This window comes from Streptomyces sp. NPDC057099 (assembly GCF_042671245.1).
GTDB classification, from domain to species: Bacteria; Actinomycetota; Actinomycetes; order Streptomycetales; family Streptomycetaceae; genus Streptomyces; species Streptomyces purpurascens.
Genome location: NZ_JBHUTX010000048.1, coordinates 24,660 through 42,281 on the forward strand (window position 1 = coordinate 24,660; position 17,622 = coordinate 42,281).

Annotated in this window: 13 protein-coding genes; 10 read left to right on the plus strand and 3 right to left on the minus strand. The window is 71.9% G+C overall.

What is annotated here, in order from left to right:
* Nucleotides 1–7 precede the first annotated feature (7 nt).
* Nucleotides 8–811, minus strand: a complete 804-nt coding sequence (locus ACFT4A_RS35370) for a methyltransferase domain-containing protein (protein WP_382838754.1) — start codon at nt 809–811, stop codon at nt 8–10.
* Between the two features lie 191 nt (nt 812–1,002).
* On the opposite strand from ACFT4A_RS35370, the gene ACFT4A_RS35375 reads away from it, so the two are divergent.
* From ACFT4A_RS35375 to ACFT4A_RS35405, 7 genes are all read left to right on the plus strand, one after another.
* Nucleotides 1,003–1,494 (plus strand): hypothetical protein, encoded by a 492-nt coding sequence (locus tag ACFT4A_RS35375; protein WP_382838756.1) that lies wholly within the window; start codon nt 1,003–1,005, stop codon nt 1,492–1,494.
* 159 nt (nt 1,495–1,653) lie between these two features.
* Nucleotides 1,654–3,900: an MMPL family transporter gene (locus ACFT4A_RS35380; protein ID WP_382838759.1), complete on the plus strand. Its 2,247-nt coding sequence runs from the start codon at nt 1,654–1,656 to the stop codon at nt 3,898–3,900.
* On the plus strand, nt 3,878–4,450 hold the full coding sequence (locus tag ACFT4A_RS35385; protein ID WP_382838762.1) for a GNAT family N-acetyltransferase: 573 nt from the start codon (nt 3,878–3,880) through the stop codon (nt 4,448–4,450). Before ACFT4A_RS35380 ends, ACFT4A_RS35385 begins: the two co-directional genes overlap by 23 nt.
* Before the next feature lie 35 nt (nt 4,451–4,485).
* Nucleotides 4,486–5,049, plus strand: coding sequence for a hypothetical protein (locus ACFT4A_RS35390; RefSeq protein ID WP_382838764.1), 564 nt, complete (start codon nt 4,486–4,488; stop codon nt 5,047–5,049).
* Nucleotides 5,050–5,245: 196 nt separating this feature from the next.
* Nucleotides 5,246–5,431, plus strand: coding sequence for a hypothetical protein (locus ACFT4A_RS35395; RefSeq protein WP_382838767.1), 186 nt, complete (start codon nt 5,246–5,248; stop codon nt 5,429–5,431).
* A gap of 89 nt (nt 5,432–5,520) precedes the next feature.
* Complete coding sequence (locus tag ACFT4A_RS35400) at nt 5,521–8,604, plus strand: AAA family ATPase (protein ID WP_382838823.1); 3,084 nt, start codon at nt 5,521–5,523, stop codon at nt 8,602–8,604.
* 49 nt (nt 8,605–8,653) lie between these two features.
* A complete protein-coding gene (locus ACFT4A_RS35405; protein ID WP_376391475.1) occupies nt 8,654–8,836 on the plus strand; it encodes a DUF6191 domain-containing protein in 183 nt (60 codons plus the stop codon).
* 4 nt (nt 8,837–8,840) lie between these two features.
* On the opposite strand, the gene ACFT4A_RS35410 is transcribed toward ACFT4A_RS35405, so the two are convergent.
* Together ACFT4A_RS35410 and ACFT4A_RS35415 are read right to left on the minus strand one after the other, a co-directional pair.
* Nucleotides 8,841–10,046, minus strand: a complete 1,206-nt coding sequence (locus ACFT4A_RS35410) for a PQQ-dependent sugar dehydrogenase (protein ID WP_382838771.1) — start codon at nt 10,044–10,046, stop codon at nt 8,841–8,843.
* A gap of 100 nt (nt 10,047–10,146) precedes the next feature.
* A complete protein-coding gene (locus ACFT4A_RS35415) occupies nt 10,147–11,145 on the minus strand; it encodes an aldo/keto reductase (RefSeq protein WP_382838773.1) in 999 nt (332 codons plus the stop codon).
* 77 nt (nt 11,146–11,222) lie between these two features.
* Between ACFT4A_RS35415 and ACFT4A_RS35420 the strand changes: the two genes are divergently transcribed.
* The 3 genes from ACFT4A_RS35420 (at nt 11,223) to ACFT4A_RS35430 (ending at nt 17,606) form a co-directional block, all read left to right on the plus strand.
* Entirely contained in the window at nt 11,223–12,173 is a 951-nt protein-coding gene (locus ACFT4A_RS35420) for a 2-hydroxyacid dehydrogenase (protein ID WP_382838776.1), read from the plus strand.
* A gap of 342 nt (nt 12,174–12,515) precedes the next feature.
* Nucleotides 12,516–15,530: a putative bifunctional diguanylate cyclase/phosphodiesterase gene (locus ACFT4A_RS35425; RefSeq protein WP_382838779.1), complete on the plus strand. Its 3,015-nt coding sequence runs from the start codon at nt 12,516–12,518 to the stop codon at nt 15,528–15,530.
* A gap of 231 nt (nt 15,531–15,761) precedes the next feature.
* Nucleotides 15,762–17,606: an acetolactate synthase large subunit gene (locus ACFT4A_RS35430; RefSeq protein WP_382838781.1), complete on the plus strand. Its 1,845-nt coding sequence runs from the start codon at nt 15,762–15,764 to the stop codon at nt 17,604–17,606.
* Nucleotides 17,607–17,622 lie beyond the last annotated feature (16 nt).

The following is a 17,622-nucleotide window of genomic DNA, read 5'->3' on the forward strand; positions in this document are numbered from 1 at the left end:
GCGTGTTCTACGGCTTGCGCCCGACGACCCGGACGAAGCCCAGCGTGCCGCCCTGGTCGAGCCGCAGCATCTCGGCGCACTGGCCGGCCATCCGGATGTGCCAGTCGTCCGTGTGCTCGTCGGCGACGACCTCGCACCAGCGCAGCCAGTCGCGCCAGCCGTCCTCGAGCCAGTCGGCCGTCTCGACCTCCACGGCCCCGCTGCGGGTCCAGTGGCGTCGCCACCAGGCGGCGGTGTGGAAGCACCAGAATCCGGGCTCCCAGAATGGCTTGAGGTGCTCCGGCGGCTCGACGCCGTCGATCTCCTCGCGCAGCGCCGGTACGACGACACCGATCCGCCCGCCGGGCTTCAGCAGCCGCGTCAGTTCGGGCAGGTACAGGTCGTTCGTGCCGAAGTACTGGTAGGCGTCGACGGAGACGATCGCGTCGAAGGTGCCCTCGCCGAACGGCAGGTCGTGCGCCTCGGCGAGCACGGGCAGGACACGGTCGGCCACGCCCGCCTCGGCGATGCGCGGCGCGTTCTCGCCGGGCTTGACCCACAGGTCGGCGGCGGTGACCTGAACGTCGTACTCCTTGGCGAGGAAGATCGACGTCATGGCGCGTCCGCAGCCCAGGTCGAGCACGCGGGAGCCGGGGCTCAGGGTGTCGAGCCCCAGGGCCGGGGCCAGCCACTCCAGCAGCCAGAGCGCGTGCGGGCCCATCTGGTTGTCGATGGTCCAGCGGGCGTCGTAGCGGTTGCTGCGCGGGTAGCGGGGGTGGTCGGTGCGGTCAGAGAGGGGGTCGTTCGGGGTCCGCGAAATGATGTCCGACATCGGTGAACGGGCTCCTTGAGTCCTTGAGGAGGAAATGGGATGCGTAGGAGCTCGGTCGGACCGTCAAACAATGCACCTGCTTCGGCCGGGCGGCGGGCTGCCGCGGGCGTTTCCTCGGACCGGCGGACGCTAACAGGGGGCCGCACGACCCCGCACCCGATTTTCGTTCACGACGCGCTACCGTCTCGCCCATGAATGGACGCGCTGATTCCGACACCGAACCAGAGATAGCGGACTCGGAGACGGCCGCCGTTCAGGAAGCCGACCAGAAGGCCGACCAGGACGAGGAGCCCGACGACGAGCCGGACGACAGCGCGGACGATCCGGCCGACGCCTCCGCCGATGATCCGGACGCCGACGATCCGGACGATGACGATGACGATGACGATGGCGACGACGAAGAAGACGACGACCCGGACGACGACGAGCCGGACGAGGACGCCCGGCGGGCCCGCTGGACCGCCGCCGGGACCGGGGCCCTGCTGACCCTCGCCGGCCTGGCCGCGGCGCTGCTCCGCCTCACTCGCCCCGCCGCCCCGGCGCTCGTCCCGGCGGCGTACGCCTGCGGGGCCGTCGTGTGCGCCGGCGCCGCCGTGCTGGGCTCCCGGGGACGCACCCGACGGGCCCTGTGGCTGCTGATCGCGGGGACGATGGTGATGGCGCTGGGGGACCAGTTCGACTGAGGCCCGGCCGTTGTGAATAAGCCCACGAAAGCGACAAACGATCTCGTGCGCCTGTAAGAGTGGCTGCGCATTGCTCATGCGTTCTTTGCTGGATGTTCAGGTCATGGACGACTGCTCCCGGTCAAAGATCCACAAAAAGTCACCCTGGGAGCACGTCTCGTGGCAGCCCTAGCACGCTGGTGTGTCCAACGCCGTCTGGTCACCGTTCTGCTGTGGCTCCTCGCCTGCGCGGGGGTGGCCGCGGGCGCCGCCGTCGCCGGCTCCGCGTACTCGAACGACTACCAGGTCCCCGGCACCGAGTCGGGCCGCGCCACCGAGCTGCTGCACGAGGGCTTCCCGAAGCTCGGCGGCGACAGCGACACCGTCGTCTGGCACACCACGTCCGGCACCGTCCGCTCCGCCGACGTCGAGCAGACGATGACCCGCACCCTGGACCGGATCGAGAACCTGCCCGGCGTGGCCTCCGTGACCAGCCCCTACGACGGGCCGGGCACCGGCCGCGTCAGCGAGGACGCCCGTACCGCGTACGCCACGGTCACCTTCGACGACCGGGCCGAGGACATCGACCAGGGCGAGGCGAAGGCCGTCGTCGACACCGCGAAGAGCGCGGAGACCGACGGGCTCCAGGTGGAGCTTGGCGGCAGCGCCGTCGCCCTCACCCAGTCCTCCGGCGGGCACATCGCCGAGATCGTCGGCGTGGTCGTCGCCGCGGTCGTGCTGTTCCTCGCCTTCGGCTCGCTCGCCGCCTCCCTGCTGCCCATCGCCACCGCACTGGTCGGCGTCGGCACCGCCTACGCCGGGATCGTGCTGCTCGGGCACGCCATGACCGTCGCCGACTTCGCCCCCATGCTCGGCATGCTGATCGGGCTCGGCGTCGGGATCGACTACGCGCTGTTCATCGTGACGCGGCACCGGCGCGGGCTGAAACGCGGTCTGTCGGTCACCGAGGCGGCCACGAACGCCGTCGCCACCACGGGACGGGCGGTCGTCTTCGCGGGTGCCACCGTTTGCATCGCCCTGCTCGGCATGCTGATCCTGCGGCTGAGCTTCCTCAACGGCGTCGCCATCGCGGCCAGCCTGACCGTGGTCCTCACCGTGGCGGCCTCCGTGACGCTGCTGCCCGCCCTGCTGTCCTTCATCGGCACACGCGCGCTGAGCCGCCGAGAACGCCGCCGCCTGGCCGAGCACGGGCCCGAACCGGAACTGCCCACCGGCTTCGCCGCCCGCTGGTCGGCGTTCGTGGAGCGCCGCCCCAAGGTGCTCGGCGGGGTCGCCCTCGTCGTCATGGCCGTCCTCGCGCTGCCCACGTTCTCCCTGCACCTGGGCACCTCCGACCAGGGCAACGACCCCAAGGCGGCCACCACCCGGCAGGCCTACGACCTGCTCGCCGACGGGTTCGGGCCCGGCGTGAACGGCCCGCTCACCCTCGTCACGAACGTCGACGGAGCCGACGACAAGCTCGCCCTGGACAACCTCGACGGCACCCTCCGCGCCACCGACGGCGTCGCCTCGGTCACCCCGGTGATCTTCGACTCCGGTGGTCACACCGCGTACCTGACCGTCGTACCGGAGTCCTCGCCCCAGTCGAAGCAGACCAGCGACCTCGTCGACCGGCTGCGCGGCGAGGTGCTGCCGCGCGCCGAGGCGGGCACCTCGCTCGATGTGCAGGTCGGCGGCATGACGGCCGGCTACGACGATTTCGCCGACGTCATCGTCTCCAAGCTGCCCGTCTTCGTCGGGGTCGTGATCGGCCTGGGCTGTCTGCTGCTCCTGCTCGCCTTCCGGTCCATCGGCATCCCGCTGAAGGCCGCCGCGATGAACGTCGCCGCCGTGGCCTCCGCCTTCGGGGTGGTGGTCGCGATGTTCCAGTGGGGCTGGGGCAGCGAACTCCTCGGCCTCGGCAGCGCGGGCCCCATCGAGCCCTTCCTGCCCGTGATCATGGTCTCGGTGCTCTTCGGCCTCTCCATGGACTACCAGGTGTTCCTGGTCAGCCGGATGTACGAGGAGTGGCTGGAGACCGGCGACAACCGGCGAGCCGTGCGCGTCGGCCTCGCCGAGACCAGCCGGGTGATCAACTCGGCGGCGGTCATCATGATCTCGGTCTTCCTGGCCTTCGTCCTCAGCGGCGACCGGGTGATCGCCATGTTCGGCATCGCCCTGGCCGCCGCCGTCGCCCTGGACGCCTTCGTCCTGCGGACGCTCCTCGTCCCCGCCCTCATGCACATGCTCGGCGGCGCCAACTGGTGGCTGCCCCGCTGGCTCGACAAACGCCTGCCGCGGATCAGCATCGAACCCCCCGAGGCCCGGGCCGCCCATGAGAGGCTGGCCGCCGCGACGGACGCCGAGGTGGCGGACGTCCTGGCGGAGGAGGAGCGGCAGCGGGATGTACGCGATATCCCTGGGTGACGACGCCGAACTGAGGCCCCTCGAGCCCTGGCACGCCGAAGAGTTCTTCGCGCACCTGGAGCGGGGCAGGGACTTCATCGGGCAGTTCATCGGCTTCGGTTCGCAGGAGACGGACGTGGAGTCCGCGCGGGCCATGCTCCAGCGGTACGCCGACATGCGCGCGGCCGACACGCGCTCGCTGCACGGCCTGTGGCTGAACGGCAAGCTCGTGGGCGGCGTGCTGTTCCTGAACTTCGACGCGGCGAGCGGCAACTGCGAGGTGGGCTGCTGGCTGGAGCCCGCCGGGACGGGGCGCGGCCTGGTCACCCGGGCCATGCGCGTCCTCATCGACTGGGCGGTCGAGGAGCGCGGCATTCACCGGATCGAGTGGGTCGCCGCCTCGGGCAATCAGCCGAGTCTGAACGTCGCCCGGCGCCTCGGCATGACCCGCGACGGTGTGCGACGCGAGGCGCACCCCTACGGTGGCGTAAGGCACGATCTCGAAGTCTGGTCGGTGCTGGCGCCCGAGTGGCGCGCCGCACGCGCGGGTGCCGCTCACAAGGATCATTAAGAGACTTCTCAGACAGCGACTTTACGGTGCGAGACATGGCAACGAACGCAGTGGACGAGACCAAGGCCACCGAGGCCACGACCGAGAAGGCGGTGGACACCACCGAGTCCGACGAGGCGACCCGCACCGAGGCCCCGGCCAAGGCCGAGGTCGTCGAGACAGAGGTCACCGAGACAGAGGTCGCGGAGACCAAGGAGGAGGCCCCCACCGGCACCGGCCAGGGTGCCGCCGCCGTGGTCTCCGCCGCGCTGGGCCTCGTCTCGCTCACCGGCAGCTGGGTCGGCACGATCGCCGCGGCGCGCCAGAACCTGGTCGGTCAGCTGGAGACCGCGCAGAACGCGGGCGTGGCCCAGCAGATCCAGGCCGTGTACGGCGACGCCTGGCAGGCCACCGCCCTGTGGGGCGGACTGTTCGCGGTGGTCGCGCTGGTCGTCGGCGTCGTGACGCTGGCCCGGCCCGCGTTCGGCACGCCCGGCAGGGTCCAGGCCACCTGGATCAAGTCCGTCGCCTGGGCGGGCGTCTCGCTCGGTGTCATCGGCCTGTTCCTGGCCGTCCTCAAGTACACCGGCATCCTGCTCGGACTGCCGTCCGCGAGCTGAGTCACCGCAGGTCCTGAGGGGTCTTAGGAGTTCCGTAAGCACCTTACGGAGCCCCTGGGGCCCCTCAGCCGTGTCCTAAGGCCCCGGCCGCCGCCGAAGATGCGGAACTCTCCCGATGTGGCCGGCCCGCCTGGGAGACGAGAGTGAGGTCATCACGGAGAAACGCTCCGTGACCGGCTCTCACGAAGGACACGCCATGTACGAGTACGAGCTCCAGCAGCTGCGCACCGCCGACCTCATCCGCCGGGCCGAGCACGCACGCCTGGTCCGCGAGGCCGCCCGGGCCCGCCGCGCCGCCCGCGGAGAAACGGCCCGGAACTCCGCCGAGCACGAAAGCCATATCCGCGGCTTCCGCCGGACCCGGTCCGCCCGGGCCGCGTGAACGGCGGGGAGGGACCGGCCGGAGCGACGGCGGTCGGTGTCCTGGCGGCTCCTCGGAAAACCGGTGCCGTCGTGTCAGTGGCGCATGCGATGCTCGGGGCCGTGGAGACCAGGTCCGTCAGCCCCGTGTTCGTCGGCCGTGCCGAGGAGTTGGGCGCGCTGCACGACGCCCTCGCCCGCTCCCGCGAGGGCGAGCCGCAGGCCCTGCTCATCGCCGGGGAGGCCGGAGTCGGCAAGACCCGCCTGGTGGAGGAGTTCGCCGCCGCCGCCCGCCGCCGGGGGGCGGTGGTCGCACTCGGCGGCTGTGTGGAGATCGGCGCCGACGGACTGCCCTTCGCGCCGTTCTCCACCGCGCTGCGCGCCCTGCGCCGCGAACTCCCCGGCGAGCTGGCCGCCGCGGCCGCCGGACAGGAGGAGGAGCTGGCCCGGCTGCTGCCCGAGCTGGGCGAGTCGGGCACCGGGCGGCACGACGAGAACGGCATGGCCCGTCTCTTCGAACTCACCGCACGTCTGCTGGAGCGCGTCGCCGCCGACCACACGGTCGTCCTCGCCCTGGAGGACCTGCACTGGGCCGACGCCTCCACCCGCCATCTGCTCGCCTATCTCTTCCGCACCCTGCGCACCGGCCGCCTCGTCGTCCTCGCCACCTACCGCTCCGACGACATCCACCGCCGCCACCCGCTCAGGCCCCTGCTCGCCGAACTCGACCGGCTCCGCACCGTCCGCCGTCTCGAACTCGCCCGCTTCAACCGCGAGGAGGTGTGCCGCCAGGTCGCCGGCATCCTCGCCCACGCGCCCGACCCGGACCGGATCGACGCGATCTTCGAACGCTCCGACGGCAACGCCTTCTTCGTCGAGGAACTCGCCGTCGCCGGCCACGAGGGCTGCCGCACGGGCCTGACGGACTCCCTGCGCGATCTGCTGCTCGTCCGCGTGGAAGGGCTCCCCGAGACCGCCCAGCAGGTCGCCCGGATCGTCGCCGAGGGCGGCTCCACCGTCGAGTACCGGCTGCTGGCCGCCGTCGCCCGGCTCGCCGAGGACGACCTGATCGAGGCGCTGCGGGCCGCCGTGAACGCCAGCATCCTCGCCCCCGCACCCGGCGGCGACGGCTACCGCTTCCGCCACTCCCTGGTCCGCGAGGCCGTCAGCGACGACCTGCTCCCCGGCGAACGCTCCCGCCTCAACCGCCGCTACGCCGAAGCACTGGAGAGCGACCCGACCCTCGTCCCCGCCGATCAGCGCGCGGCCCGCCTGGCCAGCTACTGGTACCACGCCCACGATCCCGCCAAGGCCCTGCCCGCCGTCCTCGACGCCTCCGTCGAGGCCCGCCACCGCCACGCCTACGCCGAGCAACTGCGGCTGCTGGAACGGGCCATGGAACTGTGGGACGCCGCCCCCGACGCCGTACGCCGCACCCTGCGCCCCGTCGACTACGCCGAGGTCTATCCTCCCTGCGGCTGCGACCCGGCCAGCACCGCGCTGCGCCACCTCGACCTGCTGGCCGAGGCGGCCGTGGCCGGACGGCTCAGCGGGGAACGCGAACGCGCCCTGCAGATCACCAAGCGGGCGCTGCGCCTGCTGGACGACGAGGACGACCCTCCCCCAAGCTCTCAGCTGCGTTCGAGCAGGGGGGACCCCCACCGCGCCGCCTGGTTCTGGATCCAGCGCTCCCGGCTGGTGCAGAGCCTCGCCCGCGGCGACGGCTGGAAGGAGATCGCCACCGCGCAGGAGCTGGTCCGGGGCCTGCCGCCGTCCGAGGTGCACGCCGAGGTGCTCGCCACGGCCGCCCACTGGTCGATGCTCCACGAGCCCGGCCCGGAGACCCTGACGGCCGCCGAGCGGGCCGTCGAGTACGCGCGCATGGTGAACGCCGACGACATCGAGTCCAACGCCCGGCTCACCCTCGGCGGCCTCATGGTCGACGCCGGGCAGATCGAGGCCGGGCTCACGCACATGTACGAGGTCAGGGACGAGGTGGTCACCCGGAGCCTCGCGTCGGTCGTGGGCCGCAGCCATGTGAACCTGCCCTCCGTCCTCGAAGGCGTCGGCCGCTCCGAGGAGTCCGTCGACATCCTGCGCGAGGGCCTGCGGCTCACCGGGGCGATGGGCCTGCGGGTCGCCGAGGCCTGGATCTGGAGCAATCTCGCGGAGTCGCTCATCTCGCTGGGCCGCTGGGAAGAGGCCGCCGAGGCCGCGGGCAACGCCCAGCGGCGCGGGCAGACGGCCGGGCCGCACGGCTCCGGCGCCAACAGCCTGGCGTTCCTCGCGCTCGCCCGCGGCGATGTCCCCGAGGCCGCCCGCCACCTGGCCGAGGGCCGCGCGGCCTACGGCCCGCACGACCCCATGCCGCAGCACGACCTCCCGGTCTCCTGCCTCACCATCGCCGTCGCCGTCGCCGAGGGCCGCCTCCCCGACGCCCGCGCCGAACTGGCCCGCACCCTGGAGTCCGGCTTCCCGCCCGGCACCCAGCGCTACGCCTGGCCGCTGCTGCTCGAAGCAGCCACCGCGGAGGCCGACGCCCGGGCCCTGCCCGCCGCGCGGGACGGCCGCGCGGAGGCCCTGGACGGCATCTTCGCGGCCGCCAAGCGCCTCACCACCAACGCCCCCGTCTGGCTCGCCCACGAGCGCTGGGTCCGCGCCGAACTCCACCGCGCCGAGGGCCGGAGCACCCCGGACACCTGGTCGCAGGTGGTCACCGCCTTCGAACCCCTGGAGCGGCCCTACGACCTCGCCCGCGTCCGGTACCGCCTGGCCGAGTCCCTGCTGACGGGCGGCGGCGAGGACGAGCGCGACCGCGCCACCGAGCTGCTGCGCCTCGTCCACGCCGTCGCCGGCCACCTCGCCGCCCGGCCCCTGGCCGAGTCCGCCGGCGCGCTCGCCCAGCGCGCCCGCCTCCCGCTGACGCCCGCCTCGGAACCGGCCCGCGCCCCCGCCGACCCCGCCGAGGCCCTCGGCCTCACCAGCCGGGAACGGGACGTGCTGCGCCTGGTCGCCGTCGGCCACACCAACCGCCGGATCGCCGAGGAACTCTTCATCTCCCCGAAGACCGCGAGCGTCCACGTCTCCAACATCCTGGCGAAGCTCGGCGTCTCCGGGCGCGGCGAGGCGGCGGCGGTGGCGCACCGGCTGGGGCTGTTTCCGGCCGAATCGCTCATACCCCGCCCGGCGGGCTGAGGCATACGCTGTAAGGGAGGCCGCTGTCGCCGCGGCCGAGGGAGGCACCGTGTTCAACGTGTTCGAGGAGCTGTTCTCGCCCGGCCGCAAGCACACCCGCGACGAGCAGAACCGCCTGGAACTGACCCGGGAGGACACCGGCGACGGTGATCCCGGACGCGGGCCGATAGACCTGGCGTCCGGGAAGGTCGTCGTACGGCCGCAGCAGGAGCCGGAGGACCGCGAGGGCTAGGCGGCTACGACACCCGCAGCTCGAGGATCCGGTCGTCCCCGTCCTTGGGGCTGCCCCGGCCGTCCGTGTTGCTGGTCACGAGCCACAACCGGTCGCCGCCCGCCGGGACCACCGTGCGCAGCCGGCCGTACTCGCCGTCCAGGAAGGCCTGCGGTTCCGCCGAGGCCTCCGTGCCGTTCAGCGGGATGCGCCACAGCCGCTTGCCGCGCAGGCCCGCCATCCAGACCGACCCCTCGGCGTAGGCGATGCCGCTGGGGGACGCCTCGGCCGTGGTCCACTGGTCGATCGGGTTGTGGAAGTCCCCGTCGCCCGACCTGCCCTCGGCCTCCGGCCAGCCGTAGTTGTCGCCCGGCTTGATCGCGTTGAGCTCGTCCCACGTGTCCTGGCCGAACTCCGACGCGAAGAGCCGCTGCTTGGTGTCCCAGGCGAGGCCCTGCACATTGCGGTGGCCGTACGAGTACACCGGCGAGCCGGGGAACGGGTTGCCCGGCGCGGGCTCGCCCTCCGGGGTCAGACGCAGGATCTTGCCGCCCAGGGAGTCCTTGTCCTGGGACAGGCCGGTGTCGCCGCTCTCGCCGGTGCCTGCATAGAGCATCTTGTCCGGGCCGAACTCGATCCGGCCGCCGTTGTGGATGAAGCCCTTGGGGATGCCCCTGAAGACCGTGTCGGGAGCGCCGAGCTGCTCACCGGCGGGCTTCTTCTCGTCGTAGAGCATGCGGACGATGCGGTTGTCGCCGGCGGAGGTGAAGTACGCGTAGACCATGTGGTCCGAGGCGTAGTCGGGTGACAGGGCGATGCCCAGCAGGCCGCCCTCGCCGGCGGCCGAGACGCCCGGCACCTCGCCCAGCTCGGTCTTCTTCCCGGTCTTCTCGTCGACCCGGACGATCGTCCCGTCGTCCCGGGAGGAGACGAGCAGGCCGCCGCCCGGCAGGGGAGCGAGGCCCCAGGGGGAGTCCAGGCCCTCGGCGACGGTGCGCACCACCGTCACCGAGCCCTTGGCGGGTGGTGTCTCCTCGGCGGCCTGCCCGGGCGGCGCGGAGGACTGCGGTGCCGTACGGCCAGGGGAGGCGCCCTCGTCCGAGCCGGACGATCCTCCGCCGTCGGAGGAGCAGCCGGCCGTCAGCAGGAGCGCGGCGGCGGCCAACACGGCCGGCACGGCTCGACGTTGCACGATCATGGTCCCTTCGACGCGGCGGGTTCTCCTTGTCATACACCGCTCGCGCCTCACAAGTTCCCGATCGCCGAACCCCGAACCGAGAACCGGGGGCCCTGGGCGGGTTTGTGCCGTAGCTCCCGGGTCCGGACCCGGCTCAGTCCCACGACCCCTGGGCCCGGGGCAGCACCGCCACTTCCCGAAGATTGTCCGGCGTCAGACGCAGGGTCGTCGCGGCGGCGTTCTCCGTGACCCAGCGCTCCTGCTTCGCGCCCGGGACCGGGACCACGTGCGGGCCCTGGGCGAGGACCCAGGCGAGGGCGACCTGGGCGGGGGTGACGTGCTCGCCGTGACGGCGGGCCACGCGGCGCAGGCCCGCGACGATCGGCTGGTTCGCGGCCATCATCTCGCCCGTGAAGCGCGGGTGCCGGGCGCGCAGGTCGTCCGCCTCGAAGCCGGCGCCGGTCCGCAGCCTGCCGGTCAGATAGCCGTTGCCCAGCGGCATCGCGGCGAGGAAGCCGACGCCCCGCGTCTGGCACCACGGCAGCAGGGTCTCCAGCGCCTCGGGCGACCACACCGACAGCTCCGCCTCCACCGCGCTCACCGGGAAGACCTGCTGCACCCGCTCCAGCTGCCGTATCGTCGCGTCGTGCAGCCGGGCACCGCCGCGGCGGCCGGCCCGCGCCCCGACCGCGCACAGGCCCAACGCCCGCACCTTCCCGGCCTGGACGAGCTCCGCCATCGCGCCCCACGTCTCCTCGACGGGCACCTCCGGGTCGGCGCGGTGCAGCTGGTAGAGGTCTATGACGTCCGTCTGGAGGCGCCGCAGCGAGGCGTCGCAGGCACGTTTCACGTACCCCGGGCGGCCGTTGGCGACGATGTGCTGGTCGCCCACGAGCAGACCGACCTTGGTCGACACGAACGCTTCGGACCGGCGCTCCCTCAACGCCCGCCCCACCAGCAGTTCGTTGGTGAAGGGGCCGTACATGTCGGCCGTGTCCAGCAGGGAAGCGCCGAGGTCGAGCGCCCGGTGCACCGCCCTGAGCGACTCGTCGCCACGCTGCCGAGAGGTGCTGTAGGCCCAGCTCATCGGCATGCACCCGAGTCCGACGGCCCCCACCGCGAGCGCCGCCGCGCCGATCGTCCTGCGCTCCACCTGGTCGTGACCCTCCCTGTTCCGGCCACCCCAACCTAACCTCTGCCGTCGCACGCTCCTGACATAGCCTCCAGAGCATGACTGCTGACGTGTGGCTGCCCATCCCGCCGGAAGAGATCGAGGGACTCCCCGAGGGTCCCGGCTACCGCTACTGGAACGGCGGGGACGACTTCCCCGCGGACCCGGCGGACTGCGCCTTCTACGTCGTCCCCTACATGAAGCCCAGCCCGCTGTGCGTGCGTCCCATGCCGGAGATGAGCCATGTAGAGGTCGTGCAGACCCTCTCGGCCGGGATCGACCACGTGCAGCCGGGGCTGCGGCACCTGCGTCCGGGGGTGCGGTTGTGCAACGCGCGCGGGGTGCACGAGGCCAGCACCGGAGAGCTCACCCTCGCGCTGATCCTGGCCTCGCTGCGCGGGATCCCCGACTTCGTCCGCGCGCAGGACCGGGGGGAGTGGCTCGGCGGATTCCGGCCCGCGCTCGCCGACAAGAACGTCCTCATCGTGGGATACGGATCCATCGGCGCGGCCATCGAGGACCGGCTCGTGCCGTTCGAGGTGGCGCGTGTGGCGCGCGTCGCGCGCTCCGAGCGCACCACGGCGCGCGGTCCGGTGCATCCGCTCACCGAACTCGCCTCCCTGCTCCCGGAAGCGGACATCGTCATCCTGTCCACGCCGCTCACCGAGACCACCCGCGGACTGGCCGGGGCCGACTTCCTGTCCCGGATGAAGGACGGCGCGCTCCTGGTCAACGTGGCCCGCGGCCCCGTCGTCGACACCAAGGCCCTGCTCGCCGAGGTGGAGACCGGCCGCATCACCGCGGCCCTCGACGTCACCGACCCCGAGCCCCTGCCGCGCGAACACCGGTTGTGGCGTGCGCCGGGGGTACTCATCAGCCCGCACGTCGGCGGGCCCACCTCCGCGTTCCTTCCGCGCGCCGAGCGGCTCCTGGTGGACCAGTTGAACCGTTATGTGAACCGGGAGCCGCTCCGCAACGTGATCCTTACGACGGGTGCATCAACAGACTGAACCGACCTCGGGTACCGTCCGCAATCCTTCGGGTGCGGTGGGTACTCATATATCTGTTGATCGTCACGGAGAGTAGAGAACCTATGTCCCTGAGTGACGAGACTGGTGTATCGTCCCGACAGGGGCAGCGCCGGGGGTATCCGGCGCCGGGGACGGACACTTCGGACTGTGAGGGGGGCGACAGGCGATGCACGGCCTATGGACGAGCGATCCGACGGGGCGGGGCGGCCGGCGGCGACCCTGGCGGACGGCCGCGTTCAGACGCGGTCACCACGCCGATCACGGCGGCCACCACACCCACCACAGTGATCACCATCAAGGCGTACGGACCGGGAGGGTCCGGTGACCGCGCCGCCGACCCCCATGCTGGACGGAGCGCTGCGGGCACAGCCTTCGTCGCCAGGGATGCTGCTGCCCCGCACGCCGGCCCGCGGCCATCGGCCGGGCCTGGCCCTCCAACTCGTCCTGGCCCTGGTCTGCGCGGGATACGCCGTCGGTTCCGCGCTCGGCTGGGGCTCGTACGAAGTGGCGCTCATCATGGGCGACTTCGGGCTGAGCGCCGCGGCGGCCACCGCCTCCGTGTCGTGCTTCCTCTACGCCCGCAACCGCCGCACCCGCTTTCGACCCGCCTGGCTGCTGTTCGGCCTCTCCTCGGCCATGGCGTCCCTCGGCAACCTGGTCTGGGGGTGGTACGAGGTGGTCCTCGGACTGCCCGTGCCCAGTCCCAGCTACGCCGACCTGTTCTTCCTGTGCTTCGCACCGCCCGCGATCGTCGGGCTGCTCGTGCTCGCCAAACGGCCGGTGAACAAGGCCGGCTGGGTCTGTCTCGGGCTGGACGCCTGGCTGATCGGCGGCTCGCTGCTCACCCTGGCCTGGAGCCTCGCCCTCGCCCAGGCCGCGAAGTCGGAAGGGCCCGGCGTGGCGCACATCGCGCTGTCGCTGGCCTACCCGCTCCTCGACATCGCGCTGGTCAGCATGGTGCTCGCACTGCACTTCAGGCGGTCCGCGGTGAACCGCTCCGCGGTCAACACCGCCATCGGCGCGCTCGCGCTGACCGTGATGTGCGACGCCCTGTTCACCTCGCCGCTGATGCACCACGACTACCGCTCCGGCCAGCTGCTCGACGCGGGCTGGTTCGCCGGCTCGCTGCTCCTGGCGTACGCCCCGTGGGCCGCGCCCCGCACGCCGGACACCGACCGGCACGGCCTCGACCGGCAGAGCACGGCCGGGCACACCCGCGTGGTGCACGAGCACCTGCCCGGGCAGCGCAGCGGCCCGCACCACCAGCCGCCCACACCCGGAGGCGAGCTCGGTCGGTATCCGGCCGCCCGGCCCATCTCCGGCTCCCTCGCCGCCCTCACGCCGTATCTCGCGGCCGCCGTGTGCACGCTGGGGATCCTCTACAACGTCCTCAACGGCCGCAGCGTCGACCGCGTGGTCCTGCTGACCGGGGGCACGGTCGTGCTCGCGCTCGTCGTGCGCCAGGGCATCATGCTGCTCGACAACATCACCCTCACCCAGGAGCTGGCGCAGAAGGAGAACCACTTCCGCTCCCTGGTGCAGGGCTCCAGCGACGTGATCATGATCGCCGCCCCCAGCGGCGTCCTCCGGTACGTCTCCCCGGCCGCCGCCGGTGTGTACGGCCGCTCGGCGGAGGATCTGGTGGGTACGGAACTGGCCAACCTCATCCACCCGGAGGACCTGGGCTGCGTCGTGCACGAGGCGCGCAGGTTCCTCGCCGCCAACCCGGTCGAGGAACCCACTACGCGCATCGAGTGCCGATTCCGGTCGGGTGACGAGGGCTGGCTGAACGTCGAGTCGACCGTCAACCGCCATCACGGCGGCCTCATCTTCAACAGCAGGGACGTGACCGAAAGGGTCCGGCTCCAGGCCCAGTTGCAGCACAACGCCGAGCACGACCCGCTCACGGACCTGCCCAACCGCGCCCTGTTCACCAAGCGCGTCCAGCACGCCCTCTCGGGCCGCCGGGCCTCCGACCGGGGCGTGGCCCTGCGGAACACGGCCGTGCTGTTCATCGACCTCGACGGCTTCAAGGCCGTCAACGACACGATCGGGCACCAGGCGGGGGACGAGCTGCTCGTCCAGGCCGCCCGCAGACTCCAGGACTCGGTCCGCCAGGGGGACACCGCCTCCCGGCTGGGCGGCGACGAGTTCGCGGCCCTGATCGTCGGCGACAACACCCGCGACCGGTCCGCCCGGGAACGGCACATAGTGGAACTCGCCGACCGCCTCAGGGCGGCGCTGTCCCAGCCGTACCTCATCGACGGCAACGATGTCCGTGTCAACGCCTCCATCGGCGTCGCCTTCGCGGAAGCGGGCCTCGGCGCGGGCGAGCTGCTGCGCAACGCCGACCTGGCCATGTACCGCGCCAAGGCCGGTGGCAAGGGCCGCGTCGAGCTGTACAAGCCACAGATGCAGCAGGACGTCGTACGCAAGGCGGAGCTGGCCACGCGCCTGCGGGCCGCGCTGCACGACGGCGAGTTCGCCCTGCTGCACCAGCCGGTGGTCTGCCTGGAGGACGGCCGGATCACCTCGGTGTCCGCGCAGGCGCGCTGGCGCTCCTCTCAGGGCGTGCTCTTCACCCCGGCGGAGTTCCTGCGCGTGGCCGAGGACAGCGACAAGACCGCCGAGCTGGGCCGGTGGATGATCGAGGAGGCCGTCGAGCAGGCCGCCGAGCGGCAGGCGACCGGGCTGTCCGTGCCGGTCGTCGTCCGGATGAGCGCCCGTCGGCTGCTGGACCGGTCGATGCCGCTCGGCTCGATCGAGGCGCTGCTCACGCGCCACGGGCTGCCGTCCGGGTCGCTGATCATCGAGCTGTCCGACACCGACCCGAGGGTCTCGCAGGACGAACTGGAGCGGCGTCTCGGAGCCCTGCGACGGGTCGGCGTCCGGATCGCGCTCGACGGGTTCGGCAGCGACTGCGCGGCGATCACGGCCCTCAGGCGGCTCCCCGTCGACATCCTGAAACTCGACCGCGGTCTGGTCGAGGGCGTCGTCGAGTCCGCCCGGCTGTACAAGATCACCAGCGGGCTGCTGCGCATCGCCACCGACCTCGGGCTGAAGTCCGTGGCCGAGGGGGTGGACCTGCCCGAGCAGGTCGTCGCCCTGCGCGCGATGGGCTGTACGCACGGACAGGGCATGGCGTTCTCCGGACCGCTCGACGAGTACCGGCTGCGCCGGGCACTGGCCGGCGGTCACTACCCGGTGCCGAACGCACCGGCCGAGCCGGCGTTCGCGGGCGGCGCCCCGCGGGTGTACAGCTCGGGAGTGTCCGCCGTCATCGGAGGCGGTACGGCCCTACGCTCACATAATGAGACTCCCGTCCCACCCACTTGACAGTGGGTGTGTGCCGGGGGGAGGGTCTGTGCCATGCGCACCCGAATTCTCGTACTTGGAAAGCGCGTCGGCTGACGCTGAGCCTCGACCGCTCAGCGACTCCACCCGGCGCGCTCCCCTCGCTTGCCTTATGGCACGAGGGGTTTTTTGTTGCACAGGCGCCTGACGTGCAGCAGCAGAAAACCGCACGAACCTCGCAAAAAACCCTCAGCATCTGAGAAGAGAATGCCGATGACCGAGCAGGCCACCGGGGCCCATCACCCGCAGCCCCGGCCCCGATCCGGAGGACACTCCGCCCCCGAGCAGGTGACGGGCGCGCAGTCCCTCATCCGCTCACTCGAGGAGGTCGGCGCCGACACGGTATTCGGCATTCCAGGCGGTGCGATCCTCCCGGCCTACGACCCGCTGATGGACTCCACCAGGGTGCGCCACGTCCTGGTCCGGCACGAGCAGGGCGCCGGTCACGCCGCCACCGGCTACGCGCAGGCCACCGGCAAGGTCGGCGTCTGCATGGCCACCTCGGGCCCCGGCGCGACCAACCTGGTCACCCCGATCGCCGACGCGCACATGGACTCCGTGCCGCTGGTCGCGATCACCGGCCAGGTGGCGTCCAAGGCGATCGGCACGGACGCCTTCCAGGAGGCGGACATCGTCGGCATCACCATGCCGATCACCAAGCACAACTTCCTCGTCACCAAGGCCGAGGACATCCCGCAGATCATCGCGCAGGCCTTCCACATCGCCTCCACCGGCCGCCCCGGCCCGGTCCTGGTCGACATCGCCAAGGACGCCCTCCAGGCGAAGACCACCTTCTCCTGGCCGCCCGCCATGGACCTGCCCGGCTACCGCCCGGTGACCAAGCCGCACGCCAAGCAGATCCGCGAGGCCGCCAAGCTGATCACCCAGGCCAGGCGGCCCGTGCTGTACGTCGGCGGCGGCGTGCTCAAGGCCAGGGCCACCGCCGAGCTGAAGGTCCTCGCCGAGCTCACCGGCGCGCCCGTCACCACCACCCTGATGGCGCTCGGCGCGTTCCCCGACGACCACCCGCAGCACCTGGGCATGCCCGGCATGCACGGCTCCGTGGCCGCCGTCACCGGTCTGCAGAAGGCCGACCTGATCGTCGCCCTCGGCGCCCGCTTCGACGACCGCGTCACCGGCAAGCTGGACAGCTTCGCCCCCTTCGCCAAGATCGTCCACGCGGACATCGACCCGGCCGAGATCGGTAAGAACCGCGCCGCCGACGTGCCGATCGTCGGAGACGCCCGCGAGGTCATCGCCGACCTGATCCAGGCCGTCCAGAAGGAGCACAGCGAGGGCCACGAGGGCGAGTACAGCGCCTGGTGGAAGGACCTGAGCCGCTGGCGCGACACCTACCCGCTCGGCTTCGACCAGCCCGACGACGGCTCGCTCTCCCCGCAGCACGTCATCCAGCGCATCGGCCAGCTCGCGCCCGAGGGCACGATCTTCGCGGCGGGCGTCGGCCAGCACCAGATGTGGGCCGCCCACTTCATCGAGTACGACAAGCCGGGCACCTGGCTGAACTCCGGCGGCGCCGGAACCATGGGCTACGCCGTCCCGGCCGCCATGGGCGCCAAGGCCGGCGCACCCGAGCGGGCCGTCTGGGCCATCGACGGCGACGGCTGCTTCCAGATGACCAACCAGGAGCTCACCACCTGCGCCCTGAACAACATCCCGATCAAGGTCGCCGTCATCAACAACGGCGCCCTCGGGATGGTCCGCCAGTGGCAGACCCTCTTCTACAACCAGCGGTACTCCAACACCGTCCTGCACTCCGGCCCGGACGACGTCAACCCGCAGGCCCGCGGCACCCGCGTCCCCGACTTCGTGAAGCTGTCGGAGGCCATGGGCTGCTACGCCATCCGCTGCGAGTCCCCGGACGACCTCGACAAGGTCATCGAGGAGGCGAACTCGATCAACGACCGCCCGGTCGTCGTCGACTTCATCGTCCACGAGGACGCGATGGTCTGGCCGATGGTCGCCGCCGGCACCTCCAACGACGAGATCATGGCCGCCCGGGACGTCCGCCCCGACTTCGGCGACAACGAAGACGACTGAGCGAGAGAGACGTAAA

What these genes read in the sequence shown, in the direction of transcription:
- ACFT4A_RS35400 (WP_382838823.1), top strand. Translation starts at nt 5,521, where the DNA reads ATGCTCGGGGCCGTGGAGACCAGGTCCGTCAGCCCCGTGTTCGTCGGC.
- ACFT4A_RS35370 (WP_382838754.1), bottom strand. Translation starts at nt 811, where the DNA reads ATGTCGGACATCATTTCGCGGACCCCGAACGACCCCCTCTCTGACCGC.
- ACFT4A_RS35395 (WP_382838767.1), top strand. Translation starts at nt 5,246, where the DNA reads ATGTACGAGTACGAGCTCCAGCAGCTGCGCACCGCCGACCTCATCCGC.
- ACFT4A_RS35390 (WP_382838764.1), top strand. Translation starts at nt 4,486, where the DNA reads ATGGCAACGAACGCAGTGGACGAGACCAAGGCCACCGAGGCCACGACC.
- ACFT4A_RS35430 (WP_382838781.1), top strand. Translation starts at nt 15,762, where the DNA reads ATGACCGAGCAGGCCACCGGGGCCCATCACCCGCAGCCCCGGCCCCGA.
- ACFT4A_RS35410 (WP_382838771.1), bottom strand. Translation starts at nt 10,046, where the DNA reads ATGACAAGGAGAACCCGCCGCGTCGAAGGGACCATGATCGTGCAACGT.
- ACFT4A_RS35420 (WP_382838776.1), top strand. Translation starts at nt 11,223, where the DNA reads ATGACTGCTGACGTGTGGCTGCCCATCCCGCCGGAAGAGATCGAGGGA.
- ACFT4A_RS35375 (WP_382838756.1), top strand. Translation starts at nt 1,003, where the DNA reads ATGAATGGACGCGCTGATTCCGACACCGAACCAGAGATAGCGGACTCG.
- ACFT4A_RS35385 (WP_382838762.1), top strand. Translation starts at nt 3,878, where the DNA reads ATGTACGCGATATCCCTGGGTGACGACGCCGAACTGAGGCCCCTCGAG.